This window comes from Micromonospora sp. HUAS YX12 (genome assembly GCF_040215685.1).
GTDB lineage: Bacteria > Actinomycetota > Actinomycetes > Mycobacteriales > Micromonosporaceae > Micromonospora > Micromonospora tulbaghiae.
The window spans coordinates 1,561,948-1,576,942 of record NZ_CP157974.1 but is presented as its reverse complement, the minus strand read 5'-3'; the positions used below and the strand labels follow the sequence as shown (position 1 = coordinate 1,576,942).

The window sequence follows — 14,995 nt, the reverse complement described above, 5'->3', positions numbered from 1 at the left end:
TTCACCACTGGCGTCTGCGGGTGCCGACCAGGCCCAGCCCGGCCAGCGAGATGGCCAGCCCGAGCAGCCCAGAGTAGAAGAGCGACCGGCTGAGGTCGTCGGTCGTGTCGGTCGGCCGCTCGGCGAGCGCACCCTCGCCGCCCCCGGCACCCGCAGCCGTGTCGTCCTCGTCCTGCGACGGGTCGGCGGCGGCCCAGCCGCCCACGTCGTCCGGCTCATCGGAGTCGGCGGCATCGGAGTCGGCCGCGTCGGACCCCGACCGGCCTTCCTCGCCGGCCACGGTGATCTCCGGGGCCGGTACGGGCTCGGCGAGCTGCTGGGTGGCGGAGAAGGCGGGATGACGTACCGCGAGCGCGAGCACGGTCGCGGTGACGAGGAAGAGGAAGAGCCCGAGGGCATAGCCGATACGGGACCGGTGGTGCCGCCGCGCGGCGGGCAAGTTGACCATGACCATCCCAGGTTCAGGGTCCATGGCGCGCGGGGTGGAACGTGCCGGGGTGGGCGTACCGATTCTATGGCGACGTCACGCCCTCCCGACCGGGAATCGTGAGGTCAGCCGACCCGGACCGGGGTCCGGACCACCGGGCGGCGGGCCGTCCGCACGGTGTGCTGACGCGGAGCCGGCGCGGCCTGGAGCTGCCGCAACCCCTCCTGGAGTACGAAGATCGACCTCCGGTTGACCGCGTCCCCCGCCGCGTTCAACTCGTAGCCGTCGAGCCAGAGCCAACCGTCGTAGGTCGGCCAGTCGAGCACCCGGATCACCCGGAACATGATCGGTCGGAGGAACTGGACACTCGCCGCGCGTGTCACGTGCAGTACGTCACCGGAGCGGGGAAGCACATGGGCTCCTGGGAAGGTCGGCCGGCGGAACCGGCGAGGCTGAACGGGGGTCGGTGCGGTCCGGTGACGGGGGGTCTGTCTCGTGGACCGGCGGTCGGTGGGTCGGTGCTGGTCGGGCCGTACCCGCGGTGGCGGACCGCCACCCGACCATCACCCGGCTGCTCCCGGTTACCGCTCCCGTCGCCGCAGCCAAGCTGGCGTGCAGCGACGGGGTCTTCATTCCGGGGCAGGTCGCACGGCGCGGGACGGCTCCCCTCCGGCCGTCCCACGGACCGTGGTGTCACCACTCCCGGAGATCAAGCAAAGACGGTGAGTAACCCGTGCCATATGGACAGACTGCATCAGGGACGTGCGACATGCAAGTTGCACGTCGAGTTTTGCTGATAGGTGAGTCGGACACGCAAACACCGAAACTTGAAGCGTCAGGTACCGGAGCGGCACACTGGACGCCGGTTTCGCCCGTCGCGGCCGGTCGACGACCGGCACCACCCCCTGCCGCGAACGAACACCCGCCGCTCGCCGGTCGCGCCCGCGGTGGGAGCCGAACCGAGGAGGCTCCGTGAGCGAACGGCGCAGCCCCACCATCCGGCGACGCCGGCTGGGGGCGGAACTCCGCCGGCAGCGGGAGGCGGCGGGCATCACCATCGAAGTCGTCGCCGAGCAACTGGAGTGCTCGGCGTCCAAGATCTCCCGGATCGAGACCGGCCACACCACGGCGACCCCGCGCGACGTACGCGACATGCTCCGTATCTACGGGGTGGTCGGCGCGGAGAGCGACGAGCTGGTGCAGATCGCCCGGGAGGCCCGGCAGAAGGGCTGGTGGCATCCGTACAGCACGGTGCTCGTCGGCGCGTACGTCGGCCTGGAGGCCGCGGCCAGCTCCATCCGCGCGTACGAGCAGCAGGTGGTGCCGGGCCTGCTGGAGACCGAGGAGTACGCCGGCGCGATGATCCGGGCGGCCCGGCCGGACTTCACCGACGAACAGGTCGACCAACGGGTGCGTGTCCGTCTGGGCCGTCAGTCGTTGTTGACGCAGGACGATCCGGTCGATCTGTGGGTGGTGCTCGATGAGGCGGTGCTGAGCCGGCCGGTTGGCGGCGACGCGGTGATGCGTGGCCAGCTCAAGCGGTTGGTGGAGGTGGCCGAACTGCCGAACGTGACAGTGCAGGTCCTGCCCTTCGAGGTGGGAGCGCACGCCGGCATGGACGGGACCTTCACGATCCTCAGCTTCCCCGAGCCGAGTGATCCCGATGTCGTGTACGCGGAGAACGCCACGGGTGGGCTCTTCCTGGAGAAGAGTGACGAACTGCAGAAGTACAGCTTCATCTTCGATCACATTCGAGCAGCGGCCATGCGCCCGGAGGAGTCCATCGCACACATCGCGAAACTGGCAGAGGAGCCACTGTGGAAATGGCGACCAAGGAGTTCCCCGTGGACCTGACGCAGGCGACGTGGTTCAAGAGCTCGAAGAGCGGGCCGAACTGCGACAACTGCGTCGAGGTCGCGTACGTGACCGGGGCGGTCGGAGTGCGGGACTCGAAGGACAAGACCGGCCCGGCTCTGGTCTTCGCTCCGGGCGACTGGCACGCCTTCGTCGCCCGCGCCCGGGGCGGCGTGTTCGGCCGGAGCTGACCGGCACCGAGATGTGGTCCCGCCCGGCAGCGCCGCCGGGCGGGACCATTCGCGTCCGCGTGTCCGCGCTGCGGCGGGCACCCGTCGCCAGTTCCGATCCGCCTCGTTGAACCGCACGGATCGGCAACCGAACAAGGCAGGCGAGACGGATGACGACGATCGGTTCAGAGAACCTCACCAGCGGCCCGGGCAAGCCCGAGCGGTTCGGTGGCAAGTACCGGGGTGCCCGCCGGGACACCGTCCTCACCGAGGTGGTCTCCGGTGACGGCGAGGACGGTCGCGATGGTGGCGTCCCCGAGCAGGCCGCGGCGCCGCTGTCCCTGCCGTCGCTGGACCCCAACCCGCTCACCGAGCCGTCCTTCCCGCCGAGCGGCTGGCCGGTCGAGCAGCAGGAGTCCCTGGTGGACCACCCGCTGCTGCGCGGCCTGCTGATGGAGCTGCCCCCGAAGGGCAGCGTGCCCCCGCCCGGCTGGCTGGACCGCTGGTTCGAGGCGACCCGCGCGATCCTGGAGCTGCTATACGTGCAGGGCGCGAGCCGGTCGCGCTGACACCGCCCCGGCGGCCGGCGTCGCCCGCTCGGCGAGCCGGTTGTGCCGCAGCGCGTGGCGTACTCCGATCGCGGACACACCGAGCACTCCGACGGTGATCACCGGTCCGGCGACGCCCGGCGCGGCGAACAGGTCGACCCCGACCGCCGGCAGCACCGCCACCAGCACCGCGATCGCCGTCGCCTGGAGCGGCAGCGCGATCAGCGGGTGCGCCGCCGCCGCGCGCAGTCCGTGCGGGGCGGGCGTTCCCGGTGCCGTCGCGAACGCGCCCGCGCCGGACCGCAGCCGCCGGACCCGCCGTACCGTGCAGACCGCCACCACGGCCGTCGGCACCGCGGCGACGCCGAGCGCGGCGGCAGCCCGGTCCACTGTGGTGTCACCGGCGCTCTGCAGGCCCGCGGCGAGGACCGCCGCGGTGAGCGCGAGGCCGGTCAGCACCAAAGCGGACAACCATCCGGTCCGCCGGCGCAGCGCGCGGGCGCGGTCGAGCCCGGGCAGGCCCTCCGCGACCAGTCCGGCGGCGAGCCAGACGGCGGCGACGGGAAGCAGCAGGGCGAGACGGTCATCCATGGCCCCTAGCCTTGCCCGTTTCGACGTCCGCCGAATCCGGGACGGCACCCCGGTTCGTCCCGTACCCGTGCCCGTAGGGGTACGGCTCAGACGTCGAACGTGGCGGGACGCCCGGTGGCCGGTGCCGGCGGGGTGGCCTTCCACAGGCCGGTCTTCTGGGCCGCGAGCCGGGCCAGGTAGGCCGGGTTGAGGATGACGTACCGGCGCCACAGGCGCTTGGGCTCCAGGCCGAGCCGCCAGAACCACTCCAGCCCGGCGCGCTGCATCCACGGTGGCGGGTTGCGCAGCAGGCCGGCGTGGTAGTCGAAGGCCGCGCCGACAGCCATCAGCGGCATGTCCAGCAGCGGGCGCATGGCGTACGCGAAGACCTCCTGCCGGGGGCAGCCGAGCCCGACCAGGACGAGGCGGGCACCGCTGGCCCGGATCCGGTCGGCGATCTCGGCGTCCTCGCCCGGCGCGACGGCGCGGAACTTGGACGGCTCGACCCCGGCGATCTTCAGCGCGGGGAACTTGCGCTCCAGCGCGGGAACCAGCCGGGACAGCGTCTCCTCGGTGGAGCCGTAGAGGTAGACGGGCAGCCCCTCCTCGGCGAACCGGGCGAGCACCCGCAGGGTCAGCTCCGGCCCGTAGACACGGTCGGTGAGCCCGGCGGCGTGCAGCAGGTTGAGCGCCCAGCGCACCGGCTGCCCGTCCGGGGTGACCACGTCGAACGAGTTGAGCCGGGCGTTGTGCGCCGGGTCGAGTACGCCGGTCATCACGCCGTGCACGGCGAGCGCGGTGAGCGCCAGCGGGCGGCGCTCGTGCGCGGCCGCCACCACGGCCTCGGTGGCCCGGGCGTAGTCGGTGGCGTCGACCCCGACGCCGAGCACGTTGCGCTTGGTTCCGGTGGTCATGCCTTCGGCACCCACTTGTCGACGTTGGCCTCGTAGATCTCGCGGAGGATCATCGGCACGTCGTACGTGATCTTCCAGGAGGGGTAGTGCTCCTCGAACCGGGCCATGCTGCTGACGTACCACTGGTGGTCGCCGGTGCGGGCCTGCTCGACGTAGTTGATCCGGGCCTCGCGGCCGGTGATCTCCCGGGCGATCCGGAACGCCTCGATGTGCGAGGTGTTCGAGTGCCGGCCGCCGCCGAGGTTGTAGACCTGGGCGGAGCGCGGCTCGCGGAAGAACGCCTCGAACGCGGTCAGCACGTCGTGCGAGTGGATCGCGTCCCGGACCATCTTCCCCTTGTAGCCGAAGAGGTTGTACGTCCGGCCCTCCATCACGCACCGCATCAGGTACGCGAGGAAGCCGTGCAGCTCGGCGGCGGAGTGCGCCGGGCCGGTCAGCGTGCCGCCCCGGAAGCAGGCGGTCTTCATGTCGAAGTAGCGGCCGTACTCCTGGACCATCACGTCGGAGGCGACCTTCGAGGCGCCGAAGATCGAGTGCAGCGACTCGTCGATCGACATGTCCTCGGTGATGCCGTCGTACCAGCGGTGCTCCTCGGGCAGCTCGTAACGGGTCTCCAGCTCGATCAGCGGGAGCGAGTTCGGCCGGTCGCCGTACACCTTGTTCGTCGAACAGTGGATGAACGGCGCGTCGATCGCGTGCCGCCGGGTGTTCTCCAGCACGTTGAGCGTCCCGCCGGCGTTCACGTCGAAGTCGGTGAACGGCTCCTTGGCGGCCCAGTCGTGGCTCGGCTGGGCGGCGCTGTGGATCACCACGGCGATGTCCTTGCCGTACCGCTTGAAGACCTGCTCCAGCCCGTCGCGGTCGCGGATGTCGACGGCGTGGTGGGTGTACGCGGAGCCGAGGTCGGCGGCGAGCCGGTCGAGGCTCCAGGCTGTGGAGCCGTCCTCGCCGAAGAAGTACCGCCGCATGTCGTTGTCGATGCCGACCACGTCGAGACCGAGACCGGCGAAGTGCCGGGCCGCCTCGGAGCCGATCAGACCGCCGGAACCGGTCACCAACGCGACAGTCACACGCCACTCCTGGTCCGTGGGAGGCAGGGAAACCATCGGAGCATAGCGTGACGTCCGGAACGCCCCGATACGAAGCAAGGGCCCCGCTGTCTGCGGAGCCCTTGTTCTGGTGGGGATGGGGGGAGTTGAACCCCCACGTCCTTTCGGACACACGGACCTGAACCGTGCGCGTCTGCCATTCCGCCACATCCCCGTGGCACGACCCGGACCACCATATCGCATCCCGCGCCCGCCATCTGCGGCGGGTGCCGGGACATATTACGCTGTCCACTGGTCACGCCACGAACGATCACCGCTCGTGGCGGGCGAAACTTTAGCACGTCCGCGGGCCTGGTCACGAACGGGCCGACGGCAGCCGGCCGAGCGGCGTGTGAGCTGCGGAGGCGGTGTCCGGATACCATCATTGCCTCGGGACCCGAGGAGGAGCCGGTGAGCGTGCTGCAACGCTTCGAGAAGCGTCTGGAAGGCCTGGTCGAGGGGGCCTTCGCCAAGGTCTTCAAAGGGGTGGTCCACCCCGTGGAGATCCTCAACGCCATGCAGCGGGAGGCCGAGGCGCACAAGGCGATCCTGGCCGGTGGGCGCACCCTTGTGCCCAACCGCTACGTGATCGATCTCTCGCCCTACGACCACAGTCGGCTGGCGCCGTACGCTGCCGCGCTGGCCCAGGAGCTGGCCCAGTCGCAGGCCGAGTTCATCGGCGAGCAGGCGTGGACGGTCTACGGCGACGTGATCGTCGAGGTCGAACGCGGTGAGGGACTGGACACCGGCATGTTCCGGGTCACCGCCGAGGTCTACACCGGTGGGGACGTCGCCCCGGTCTCCGCGCCCGGCGGCTACGACGCGGGCCCGGCGTACCCGGCGTACGACCAGGGTGGCGGCTACGGTCCTCCGCCCGGTCACGGCGGTGGCCGCAACGTGCGCCTGGTCTCCGGCGACGGCCGCACCTACCCGCTCCAGATGGGCTCGACCGTGATCGGCCGCGGCGACCAGGCCAACCTGCGCCTGCCCGACGTCGGCATCTCCCGGCGCCACGCCCGGCTGGACTTCGACGGCGGCCAGGTGGTGCTGACCGACCTGGGCTCCACCAACGGCACGATGGTCAACGGCCAGCGTGTCTCGGCGGTCGCCCTCAACCCCGGCGACATGATCCAGCTCGGCACCACGACGCTGACCTTCCGCGTGGACGGCTGATCCGCGTTGCCGGAACTCGTCATCACCGTCGCCCGGTTCGGGTTCCTCATCCTGCTGTGGATCTTCGTGTTCACGGTGGTCGGCGTGATCCGCCGGGACCTCTTCGCCGGCGCCCGGTCGGGCAAGCTGGTGGCCGCGCCGCGGGGGATCGGCGCGTCGACCGGGCAGCCGGGGAAGCCGGCGAAGGCCAAGCGCGGCCGGGCCGCCCACCAGCTGGTGGTCACCGCCGGTCAGCTCGCCGGCACCCGGATCACGCTCGGAGAGGCCCAGATCACCATCGGCCGGGCGGAGGACTCGACCCTGGTGATCACCGACGACTACGCCTCGGCGCGACACGCCCGGCTGGTGCCCCGCGACGGGCAGTGGTACGTCGAGGACCTCGGATCGACTAACGGCACCTATCTCGATCGCGCTAAGGTCACCGGACCAACCCCCGTCCCCCTCGGCGTGCCGATCCGGATCGGCCGCACTTCCCTCGAATTACGGCCATGACTCTGACCCTGCGCTACGCGGCCCACAGCGACCGCGGTCTGATCCGAGACGGCAATCAGGATTCCGTCTACGCCGGACCGCGGCTGCTCGCCGTGGCCGACGGCATGGGCGGCATGGCCGCCGGTGACGTCGCCAGCAACATCGTCATCGGTGCCATGGCGCCGCTCGACGAGGACGTCCCCGGTGACGCCCTGGTCGACGCGCTCCGCTCCGCCGTGGGCACCGCCAACCAGCAGCTCCGCGACACCGTGGACGCCAACCCGCAGCTGGAGGGGATGGGCACGACGCTCACCGCGACCCTCTTCTCCGGCAGCAAGCTCGGCATGGTCCACATCGGTGACTCGCGGGCCTATCTCCTGCGCAACGGCGAGTTCGCGCAGATCACCAAGGACGACACGTACGTCCAGATGCTCGTCGACGAGGGCCGGATCAGCGCGGAGGAGGCGAGCAGCCACCCCCAGCGCTCGCTGCTCACCCGGGCGCTCGACGGCCGCGACATCGACCCGGAGTACAGCGTCCGCCAGGTGCTGCCCGGCGACCGCTACCTGATCTGCTCCGACGGGCTCTCCGGGGTGGTCAGCGCGGAGACCATCGCGGACACCATGCGGGAGTACCCCGACCCGCAGCGGTGCGTGGAACGCCTGGTGCAGCTCGCGCTGCGCGGCGGCGGCCCGGACAACATCACCGTGATCATCGCCGACGCCACCGACCAGGACATCGTCGAGGCGTCCCCGATCGTCGGCGGCGCGGCCGCCCGCGACCGGGGCATGGCGACCTCGGCGGACGACTCCACCCCGGCGGCCCGCGCCTCGGCGCTGTCCGCCCCCCGGCCGCCCGCGCCGGAGGAGCCGGTGGACACCCGTGACGACGAGCCCGAGCGGCGTCGCCGCCGGCCGCTGCGTACCGTCGCGATGGTGCTGGCGCTCGCGGTGATCGTCGGCGGTGGCGCGTTCGGCGGGTGGACGTACACCCAGCGGCAGTACTACGTCGGCGCCACCGACGACGGCCAGCTCGCGGTCTTCCGCGGGGTGCCCGGCCAGGTCGCCGGGCTGGACCTGTCGGACGTGCACGCGCGCAGCGAGGCCCGGCTCGACGACCTCACCCTCGCCGCCCAGGAGCGGGTGAAGCAGGGCATCCAGGCCCGCAACGAGCCGGACGCGGAGCGCCGGCTGGCGGAGCTGACCAGCGAGGATCCGGCGAACCCGAACCTCAAGCCGCTCTGCCCGCCCGACCCGTCGCCCGGTGTGACCAGCCCGACCCCGGTGACGACGACGGGCGCGCTGAACCCGCAGGTCAGCGGCAGCCCCACACCGTCCGCGCCGCCCGCCGGCTCACCGACCCCCGGCGCGCCGTCGCCGACGTCGACCATCACGCCCGACGCCGTACCCTCCGACACCGTTCCGCCGGCCGACCCGGCGGGTTGCCGGTCGCCGGAGTGAGTGCCGGCTCGATCCCGAGGACGTATCCGTGACCGCAGCCGCCGTACCGGCCGCCTCGCCCGCTTCGACGGGCGAGCAGTCCGGCGTACGCCTGGCCCGGTCCCGGCGTAACGCCGAGCTGTCGCTGCTCCTGCTCGCCATGGTGCTGGTGGCGGCGTACGCGGCGATGGTCGAGGCGAAGGCGCTGGACACGATCACGCCCGACTTCTGGATCCCGGCCGCCGCGCTGGGGCTGGTCTTCCTCGGCCTGCACCTGGTGATCCGCTGGCTGGCGCCGTACGCCGATCCGGCGCTGCTGCCCGCGGTGGCGCTGCTCAACGGCATCGGGGTCGGCTTCCTGCGGCGGTTCGACCTGGCCAAGGCCGTGCCCGCCGCGCGGGAGGACCTGGCCGTCTTCGCCGGCCACGGCGGACGTCAGCTCGCCTGGACGCTGCTCGCGGTGATGCTGGCAGCCGGGCTGCTGGTGATCCTGCGCGACCACCGCTCGCTGTCCCGGTACGCGTACACGCTGGGCCTGGCCGGCATCGTGCTGGTGATGATCCCGGCGGTGCTGCCCAGCCGCTTCTCCGAGATCAACGGCGCCAAGCTGTGGATCAAGTTCGGCTCGTTCTTCTCCATCCAGCCGGGTGAGTTCGCCAAGCTGGCCCTGCTCACGTTCTTCGCCTACTACCTGGTGCGCAAGCGCGAGGTGCTCTCGCTCGCCAGCCGGCGGGTGCTTGGCCTCGACTTCCCGCGCGGGCGCGACCTCGGCCCGGTGCTCGTGGTCTGGCTGATCAGCCTCCTGGTCCTGATCTTCGAGAAGGACCTGGGCACCTCGCTGCTCTACTTCGGCATGTTCGTGGTGACGCTCTACATCGCCACCGAGCGGGTGAGCTGGCTGCTCATCGGCCTGATCCTGTTCTTCGGCGGCGCCTACCTGGCGTACCTGCTGGGCAGCACCGTCGGCGGCCCGTTCGCGAACTTCTACGACCGGGCGCAGATCTGGCTGGACCCGTTCGCCGAGCCGTACGACAGGGGTTACCAGCTGGTGCAGGGTCTGCTCACGCTCGGCACCGGCGGCCTGTTCGGGGCCGGGCCGGGCGGCGGCCAGCCGGCGCTGCTGCCCGAGGTGCATACCGACTTCATCTTCGCGGGCATCGGTGAGGAGATCGGCCTGTTCGGTCTCTCCGCGCTGCTGGTGATCTACCTGCTGATCGTGGAGCGGGGCCTGCGCGCCGCGCTGGCGGTACGGGACTCGTTCGGCAAGCTGCTCGCCGGCGGTCTGGCGTTCACGCTGGGCCTGCAGGTCTTCGTCATCGTCGGCGGCATCAGCAAGCTCATCCCGCTGACCGGTCAGACCACCCCGTTCCTGTCCGCCGGTGGCTCCTCGCTGATGGCGAACTGGCTGCTGATCGCCCTGCTGCTGCGGGTGTCCGACGGCGCCCGTCGCCCGGTGACCGGCGGCGGGGGCCCGGCCGCCCGGCCCGCCGGTGGTCCGCCCGAGCAGTTGCACGGCGCCCCGACGGAGGTGATCCGGCCGTGAACGCCCCCCTGCGCCGCGTCGGCGTGGTCGTGATCGTCCTGTTCGGGCTGCTGTTCGCGAACCTGAACTGGATCCAGGCCTACAAGGCCGACGAATACCGCAACAGCGACTACAACGGCCGGGTCCAGGTCGCCGAGTACGACCGCAAGCGCGGCAACATCGAGGTCGGCGGCACCGCGTACGCGCTCAGCAAGGAGACCGGCGGTGAGCTGAAGTACCAGCGCACCTACCCGGGCGGCGCGATGTACGCGCACGTGCTCGGCTGGAAGCCGGTCAACGGCAGCGCGAGCGGCATCGAGCGGGTGGAGAACGACTTCCTCGCCGGCACCAGCGACGCGCTCATCGCCAGCCGGATCAAGGACATGTTCACCGGTGACGAGAGCGGTGGCGGCAACGTGCTGCTGACACTCTCCAAGCGGGCCCAGGAGACGGCGTACAAGCAGCTCAACGACAACCAGGTGGGCGCGACCAAGGGCGCGGCCATCGCGATCGACCCGCGTACCGGCGCGGTGCAGGCGCTGGTCTCCATGCCGAGCTTCGACCCGAACCCGCTGGCGAGTCACAACAGCACCGAGGCGGACCGGGCGTACAACGCGCTGGAGAAGGACAAGGATCGGCCGCTGGCGAACCGGGCGCTGTCCGAGACGCTGCCGCCGGGCTCCACCTTCAAGATCATCGTGGCGGCGGCGGCGCTGGAGAACGGCGTCGGGCAGCAGACCAGCATCCCGGCCGGTTCGAGCTACACCGCGCCCGGCGCCGGCCAGCCGATCGGCAACGCCGCGCCGTCGATCTGCCCCGAGTCGCAGGTGACGCTGCGGGAGGCGGTGACCGAGTCCTGCAACACCGGCTTCGCCAAGCTCGGCGTACGCCTGGGCTCCGACAAGGTCAAGGAGAAGGCGAAGCAGTTCGGCTTCGAGCAGGAGGACCTCGACGTCGGCCAGCTCGGTGAGGGCGGCCTGCCGGTGGCGGCCAGCCGCACCGGCGACATGCAGAACCCGGACGGCAGCACCGACCAGGCCGCGCTGGCGCAGTCGTCGATCGGCCAGAACAACGTGCGGATGACCCCGTTGCAGGGCGCGCTGATCGCCGCCGCGGTGGCCAACAAGGACGGCAAGCAGATGCGTCCTTACCTCGTCAAGCAGCTACTCGGGCCGGACCGCACCACCGTCTACGACATCGATCAGCCGCGCGAGCTGCGCCGCCCGATCAGCGGCCAGGTCGCCGCCGACCTGCGCGACATGATGCAGAACGTGGTGAAGGAGGGCACCGGCCGCCGGGCCGCCATCGACGGCTACGTGGTGGGCGGCAAGACCGGTACCGCCCAGTCCGGCCCGAACACCCCGGACCACGGCTGGTTCATCGGCTTCGCCCTGGACAAGGACGGCACGCCGCTCTCCGCGGTCTGTGTCGAGCTGGAGCAGGCGGGCAGCGGCGGCAGCGCCGAGGCGGCCCGCATCGCCGGCCGGATCATGGCGGCGGCGATCGCCGACTCCGGGAGGCGCTGACGTGCTCGGCCCGGGAGTGAAGCTCGGCAACCGCTACCGCCTCGACGAGCGGATCGCCAGCGGTGGCATGGGCGACGTGTGGCGCGGCACCGACCAGGTGCTGGGCCGTACCGTCGCGGTCAAGAGCCTGCTCCCCGCGCTGCTGGACGAACCCGGCTTCGCCGAGCGGTTCCGCGGCGAGGCCCGGACCATGGCCACCATCAACCACCCCGGCGTGGTCGACGTCTACGACTTCGGCAGCGACCAGCACATCGCGTTCCTGGTGATGGAGTACGTCGAGGGCGACGCGCTCTCCGCCACGCTCAGCCGCGTCGGCCGGCTGACCCCGGCCCGGACGATGGCGCTGCTGGCGCAGGCCGCCGACGCGTTGCACGCGGCGCACGAGAAGGGCATCGTGCACCGGGACGTGAAGCCCGGCAATCTGCTGGTCCGGCCGAACGGCACGCTCGTGCTCACCGACTTCGGCATCGCCCGCTCGGACCTGGTCGGCCAGCTCACCGCCGCCGGCTCGGTGCTCGGCACCGCCTCGTACATCTCGCCGGAGCAGGCCACCGGCGCGGTCGCCACCCCCGCCTCGGACGTCTACGCGCTGGGCGTGGTCGCGTACCAGTGCCTGGCCGGGCGCCGCCCGTTCGAGGGGGACAACCCCCTTGAAATCGCCATGAAGCACGTACGGGACGCCCCGCGGGCGCTTCCGGCCGACATCCCGCCGCAGGTCCGGGCGATCGTCGAGCGGGCCATGGCGAAGGATCCGGCCGCGCGCTGGCCGAGCGCCGCCGCGCTGGCGAGCATCGCCCGGCAGGCCAAGGTCGCGCTCTCCCAGGCGGCACGCGCCGGGCACCCGATCTCCGGCGTACCCGCCTCGCCGGCCGCGCCCGTCGCGCGGGCGCAGGTGCCGGCCGCCGCCCCGCGCCCGCAGCCCCGGCCGCCCGTGTCCCCGGCCCGCCCGCCGCTCGCCGCGCCGCGCCCGGCAGTGGTCGCGCACCCCGCCCCGCAGCCCCGCCCGCCGGTGGCGCCGCGCGGCGCGGCCCCCGTGCCGCAGCCACGCCCCGTGCCCCAGCACAACCCCCTGGGGTACGCGCGACCGCCCGCCGCCGCACCGCCCCGGCGCTCCCGGTCCGGGCTGTGGACGACAGCGATCGTGGTGGCCGTACTGGTCATCCTCTGCTCGGGCGTGATTTCGTTCCTGTACCGGAAATACGGTGCTACCGCATCCGCTCCGGCGAGTGTGAGCGTGACCTCCGGCGCGGTGCAGCCGTACGGAGGCGACTATCCGGTCCGCACGTCGTACCGTCGTGAGGTACGCCTCCTGCCGGCCGGCGGCGGTACGACGACGAGCGAAGGACGAGAGACGCGATGACAGCGCAGGCCCGCCTGCTCGGTGGCAGGTACCAGGTCGGCGAGCTGCTGGGCTACGGCGGCATGGCCGAGGTGCACCGCGGCCGTGACCTCCGGCTCGGGCGGGATGTCGCGATCAAGATGCTCCGTGCCGATCTGGCCCGGGATGCCACCTTCCAGATGCGGTTCCGCCGCGAAGCGCAGAACGCCGCCTCGCTCAACCACCCGGCCATCGTCGCCGTCTACGACACCGGCGAGGAGACCGCCCCCACGGGCGAGACCCTGCCGTTCATCGTGATGGAGTTCGTCAACGGCCGCACCCTCAAGGAGGTCCTCGGCGTCGAGGGGCGGCTCCAGCCGCGCCGCGCGCTGGAGATCTGCGCCGACATGTGCGCGGCGCTGGAGTTCAGCCACCGGCACGGGATCATCCACCGGGACATCAAGCCCGGAAACGTGATGCTCACCCAGACCGGCCAGGTCAAGGTGATGGACTTCGGCATCGCCCGGGCGCTGGCCAGCGGCGCCACCACGATGACGCAGACCAGCGCGGTCATCGGCACCGCGCAGTACCTCTCCCCCGAGCAGGCGCGCGGCGAGGCGGTCGACGCCCGCTCCGACGTCTACGCGGCCGGCTGCGTGCTGTTCGAGCTGCTCTGCGGCCACCCGCCGTTCGTCGGGGACAGCCCGGTCAGCGTCGCGTACCAGCACGTACGGGAGCAGCCGCCGACGCCGAGCACGATCAACCCGGACGTCAACCCCGCTGTCGACGCCATCGTGCTCAAGGCGCTGTCGAAGAACCCGCTCAACCGCTACCAGAGCGCCGGCGAGATGCGGGCGGACCTGCTCCGCGCCGCCGCCGGCCGGCCCGTGCTCGCCACCCCGGTGATGCCGGCCGACGAGACCATGCCGATGGGCGCCGCCGCAGGTGGCGGGTACCACCAGGCGCAGCAGACCCAGATGATGGGCCCGCAGACCCGCCAGCAGCCGGTGGCGCGGGTCGGTGACCCGGGCAAGCGCAAGAGCTCGTCCTGGGTCATCGCCGCGTTCGCCGCGCTCGGCGTGCTCGCGGTGATCGCGCTCGGCACCGCGCTCTGGCTCAACCAGGCCGGCAACGAGAAGGTGTCGGTGCCGCAGGTGGTGGGCCGTTCGCAGGCCGAGGCGCAGGCGGCGCTCACCCAGGCGGGGCTGCGGTTCACCGCGGGCGACCCGGTGCAGAACACCACGTGCGAGCGGGGCTCGGTGGTCGACCAGAGCCCGTCGTTCGGTCAGCGGGTGGAGAAGAACACCGAGGTCACCGTCAACGTCTGCACCGGCCCGGGCCAGGTGAACATCCCCACCAACCTGACGGGCGGCACGTACGACGCCGCGAGGGACCGCCTGACCGAGCTGAAGCTGGTTCCGGTGCGCGAGAACGTCAACGGCAGCGCGCCGGAAGGTCAGGTCGTCGACGTCTCGCCGAAGGAAGGCAGCGCGGTCGCCGAGGGCAGCAAGGTGACGCTCAAGGTCTCCCGGGGCAACGTCAGCGAGGTGCCGAACGTCCGCGGCTACACCGAGGACCAGGCGAAGCAGCGGCTCAAGGAGGCCGGCTACGTGGTCCGGGTCCAGGAGGGCGACGAGGTCGACCCGGCCGAGGCGGGCAAGGTCAGCAGCCAGTCGCCGGCCGCGGGGACCAGCCTGGCCAAGGGCGAGCGGGTGACCATCCGGGTCGACGTGCCGCGCGAGGAGGAGACCACCAGCCCGACGCCGAGCGGCACGCCCAGCGCGACGCCGACCACGCCGGGAGGCGGCGGCAACGGCGGCGGCAGTGGCTTCCCGTTCCCGCCCGTGGCCCCGACCCGTACCGGCCGCTGAGCACCACCTGACCGACGACGCGGCGGCGTCCCCGACCCCGGGGCCGCCGCCGCGCCCACATTTCCGCCCCGCCCCTCCCGTTGATCATGAAGTTGGCGGCACTG

15 protein-coding genes and 1 tRNA gene are annotated in these 14,995 nt (G+C 71.9%); 10 read left to right on the top strand and 6 right to left on the bottom strand.

The window, feature by feature from the left end; all coding sequences use genetic code 11:
* Position 1: 1 nt before the first annotated feature.
* A complete protein-coding gene (locus tag ABIH81_RS07900; RefSeq protein WP_349881037.1) occupies positions 2-454 on the bottom strand; it encodes a hypothetical protein in 453 nt (150 codons plus the stop codon).
* A 98-nt stretch (positions 455-552) separates the two neighbouring features.
* Positions 553-840, bottom strand: coding sequence for a hypothetical protein (locus tag ABIH81_RS07895; RefSeq protein WP_018785581.1), 288 nt, complete (start codon positions 838-840; stop codon positions 553-555).
* A gap of 559 nt (positions 841-1,399) precedes the next feature.
* Here ABIH81_RS07895 and ABIH81_RS07890 point away from each other — a divergent pair.
* The 3 genes from ABIH81_RS07890 (at position 1,400) to ABIH81_RS07880 (ending at position 3,020) form a co-directional block, all read left to right on the top strand.
* On the top strand, positions 1,400-2,281 hold the full coding sequence (locus ABIH81_RS07890; RefSeq protein WP_349879695.1) for a helix-turn-helix transcriptional regulator: 882 nt from the start codon (positions 1,400-1,402) through the stop codon (positions 2,279-2,281).
* Positions 2,251-2,472 (top strand): DUF397 domain-containing protein, encoded by a 222-nt coding sequence (locus ABIH81_RS07885; protein ID WP_349879694.1) that lies wholly within the window; start codon positions 2,251-2,253, stop codon positions 2,470-2,472. Before ABIH81_RS07890 ends, ABIH81_RS07885 begins: the two co-directional genes overlap by 31 nt.
* A gap of 149 nt (positions 2,473-2,621) precedes the next feature.
* Entirely contained in the window at positions 2,622-3,020 is a 399-nt protein-coding gene (locus ABIH81_RS07880; protein WP_349879693.1) for a hypothetical protein, read from the top strand.
* Here ABIH81_RS07880 and ABIH81_RS07875 read toward each other — a convergent pair.
* The 4 genes from ABIH81_RS07875 to ABIH81_RS07860 form a co-directional block, all read right to left on the bottom strand.
* Positions 2,988-3,590 carry a hypothetical protein gene (locus tag ABIH81_RS07875; protein ID WP_349879692.1) on the bottom strand — a complete coding sequence of 201 codons (603 nt, stop codon included), beginning with the start codon at positions 3,588-3,590 and terminating at the stop codon, positions 2,988-2,990. The two genes, ABIH81_RS07880 and ABIH81_RS07875, sit on opposite strands and share 33 nt — an antisense overlap.
* 86 nt (positions 3,591-3,676) lie before the next feature.
* The gene (locus tag ABIH81_RS07870; protein ID WP_349879691.1) at positions 3,677-4,483 is read right to left on the bottom strand and encodes a WecB/TagA/CpsF family glycosyltransferase; all 807 of its coding nucleotides are present in this window, start codon (positions 4,481-4,483) and stop codon (positions 3,677-3,679) included.
* Positions 4,480-5,589, bottom strand: a complete 1,110-nt coding sequence (locus ABIH81_RS07865) for an NAD-dependent epimerase/dehydratase family protein (protein ID WP_349879690.1) — start codon at positions 5,587-5,589, stop codon at positions 4,480-4,482. Before ABIH81_RS07865 ends, ABIH81_RS07870 begins: the two co-directional genes overlap by 4 nt.
* A 71-nt stretch (positions 5,590-5,660) precedes the next feature.
* Positions 5,661-5,746 (bottom strand) — tRNA-Leu (locus tag ABIH81_RS07860).
* Positions 5,747-5,955: 209 nt separating this feature from the next.
* Here ABIH81_RS07860 and ABIH81_RS07855 point away from each other — a divergent pair.
* The 7 genes from ABIH81_RS07855 to pknB all read left to right on the top strand — a co-directional run bounded on the left by ABIH81_RS07855 (position 5,956) and on the right by pknB (position 14,891).
* Positions 5,956-6,744, top strand: a complete 789-nt coding sequence (locus ABIH81_RS07855; protein WP_026267912.1) for a DUF3662 and FHA domain-containing protein — start codon at positions 5,956-5,958, stop codon at positions 6,742-6,744.
* A 6-nt stretch (positions 6,745-6,750) separates the two neighbouring features.
* On the top strand, positions 6,751-7,236 hold the full coding sequence (locus ABIH81_RS07850) for an FHA domain-containing protein (protein ID WP_128138039.1): 486 nt from the start codon (positions 6,751-6,753) through the stop codon (positions 7,234-7,236).
* On the top strand, positions 7,233-8,675 hold the full coding sequence (locus ABIH81_RS07845) for a protein phosphatase 2C domain-containing protein (RefSeq protein ID WP_349879689.1): 1,443 nt from the start codon (positions 7,233-7,235) through the stop codon (positions 8,673-8,675). Before ABIH81_RS07850 ends, ABIH81_RS07845 begins: the two co-directional genes overlap by 4 nt.
* Positions 8,676-8,814: 139 nt before the next feature.
* The gene (locus ABIH81_RS07840; protein WP_349881036.1) at positions 8,815-10,197 is read left to right on the top strand and encodes an FtsW/RodA/SpoVE family cell cycle protein; all 1,383 of its coding nucleotides are present in this window, start codon (positions 8,815-8,817) and stop codon (positions 10,195-10,197) included.
* Complete coding sequence (locus ABIH81_RS07835; RefSeq protein ID WP_349879688.1) at positions 10,194-11,702, top strand: penicillin-binding transpeptidase domain-containing protein; 1,509 nt, start codon at positions 10,194-10,196, stop codon at positions 11,700-11,702. The genes ABIH81_RS07840 and ABIH81_RS07835 overlap by 4 nt, the downstream gene beginning before the upstream one ends.
* Before the next feature lies 1 nt (position 11,703).
* The gene (locus tag ABIH81_RS07830; protein WP_349879687.1) at positions 11,704-13,062 is read left to right on the top strand and encodes a protein kinase; all 1,359 of its coding nucleotides are present in this window, start codon (positions 11,704-11,706) and stop codon (positions 13,060-13,062) included.
* Complete coding sequence (gene pknB / locus ABIH81_RS07825) at positions 13,059-14,891, top strand: Stk1 family PASTA domain-containing Ser/Thr kinase (RefSeq protein ID WP_349879686.1); 1,833 nt, start codon at positions 13,059-13,061, stop codon at positions 14,889-14,891. The genes ABIH81_RS07830 and pknB overlap by 4 nt, the downstream gene beginning before the upstream one ends.
* Positions 14,892-14,995 lie beyond the last annotated feature (104 nt).

Bases quoted from the DNA above. Each gene is read 5' to 3' on its own strand.
- ABIH81_RS07900 (WP_349881037.1), bottom strand. From the start codon at position 454: ATGGTCATGGTCAACTTGCCCGCCGCGCGGCGGCACCACCGGTCCCGT.
- ABIH81_RS07885 (WP_349879694.1), top strand. From the start codon at position 2,251: ATGGCGACCAAGGAGTTCCCCGTGGACCTGACGCAGGCGACGTGGTTC.
- ABIH81_RS07880 (WP_349879693.1), top strand. From the start codon at position 2,622: ATGACGACGATCGGTTCAGAGAACCTCACCAGCGGCCCGGGCAAGCCC.
- ABIH81_RS07875 (WP_349879692.1), bottom strand. From the start codon at position 3,590: ATGGATGACCGTCTCGCCCTGCTGCTTCCCGTCGCCGCCGTCTGGCTC.
- ABIH81_RS07870 (WP_349879691.1), bottom strand. From the start codon at position 4,483: ATGACCACCGGAACCAAGCGCAACGTGCTCGGCGTCGGGGTCGACGCC.
- ABIH81_RS07865 (WP_349879690.1), bottom strand. From the start codon at position 5,589: ATGGTTTCCCTGCCTCCCACGGACCAGGAGTGGCGTGTGACTGTCGCG.
- ABIH81_RS07845 (WP_349879689.1), top strand. From the start codon at position 7,233: ATGACTCTGACCCTGCGCTACGCGGCCCACAGCGACCGCGGTCTGATC.
- ABIH81_RS07840 (WP_349881036.1), top strand. From the start codon at position 8,815: ATGGTGCTGGTGGCGGCGTACGCGGCGATGGTCGAGGCGAAGGCGCTG.
- pknB (WP_349879686.1), top strand. From the start codon at position 13,059: ATGACAGCGCAGGCCCGCCTGCTCGGTGGCAGGTACCAGGTCGGCGAG.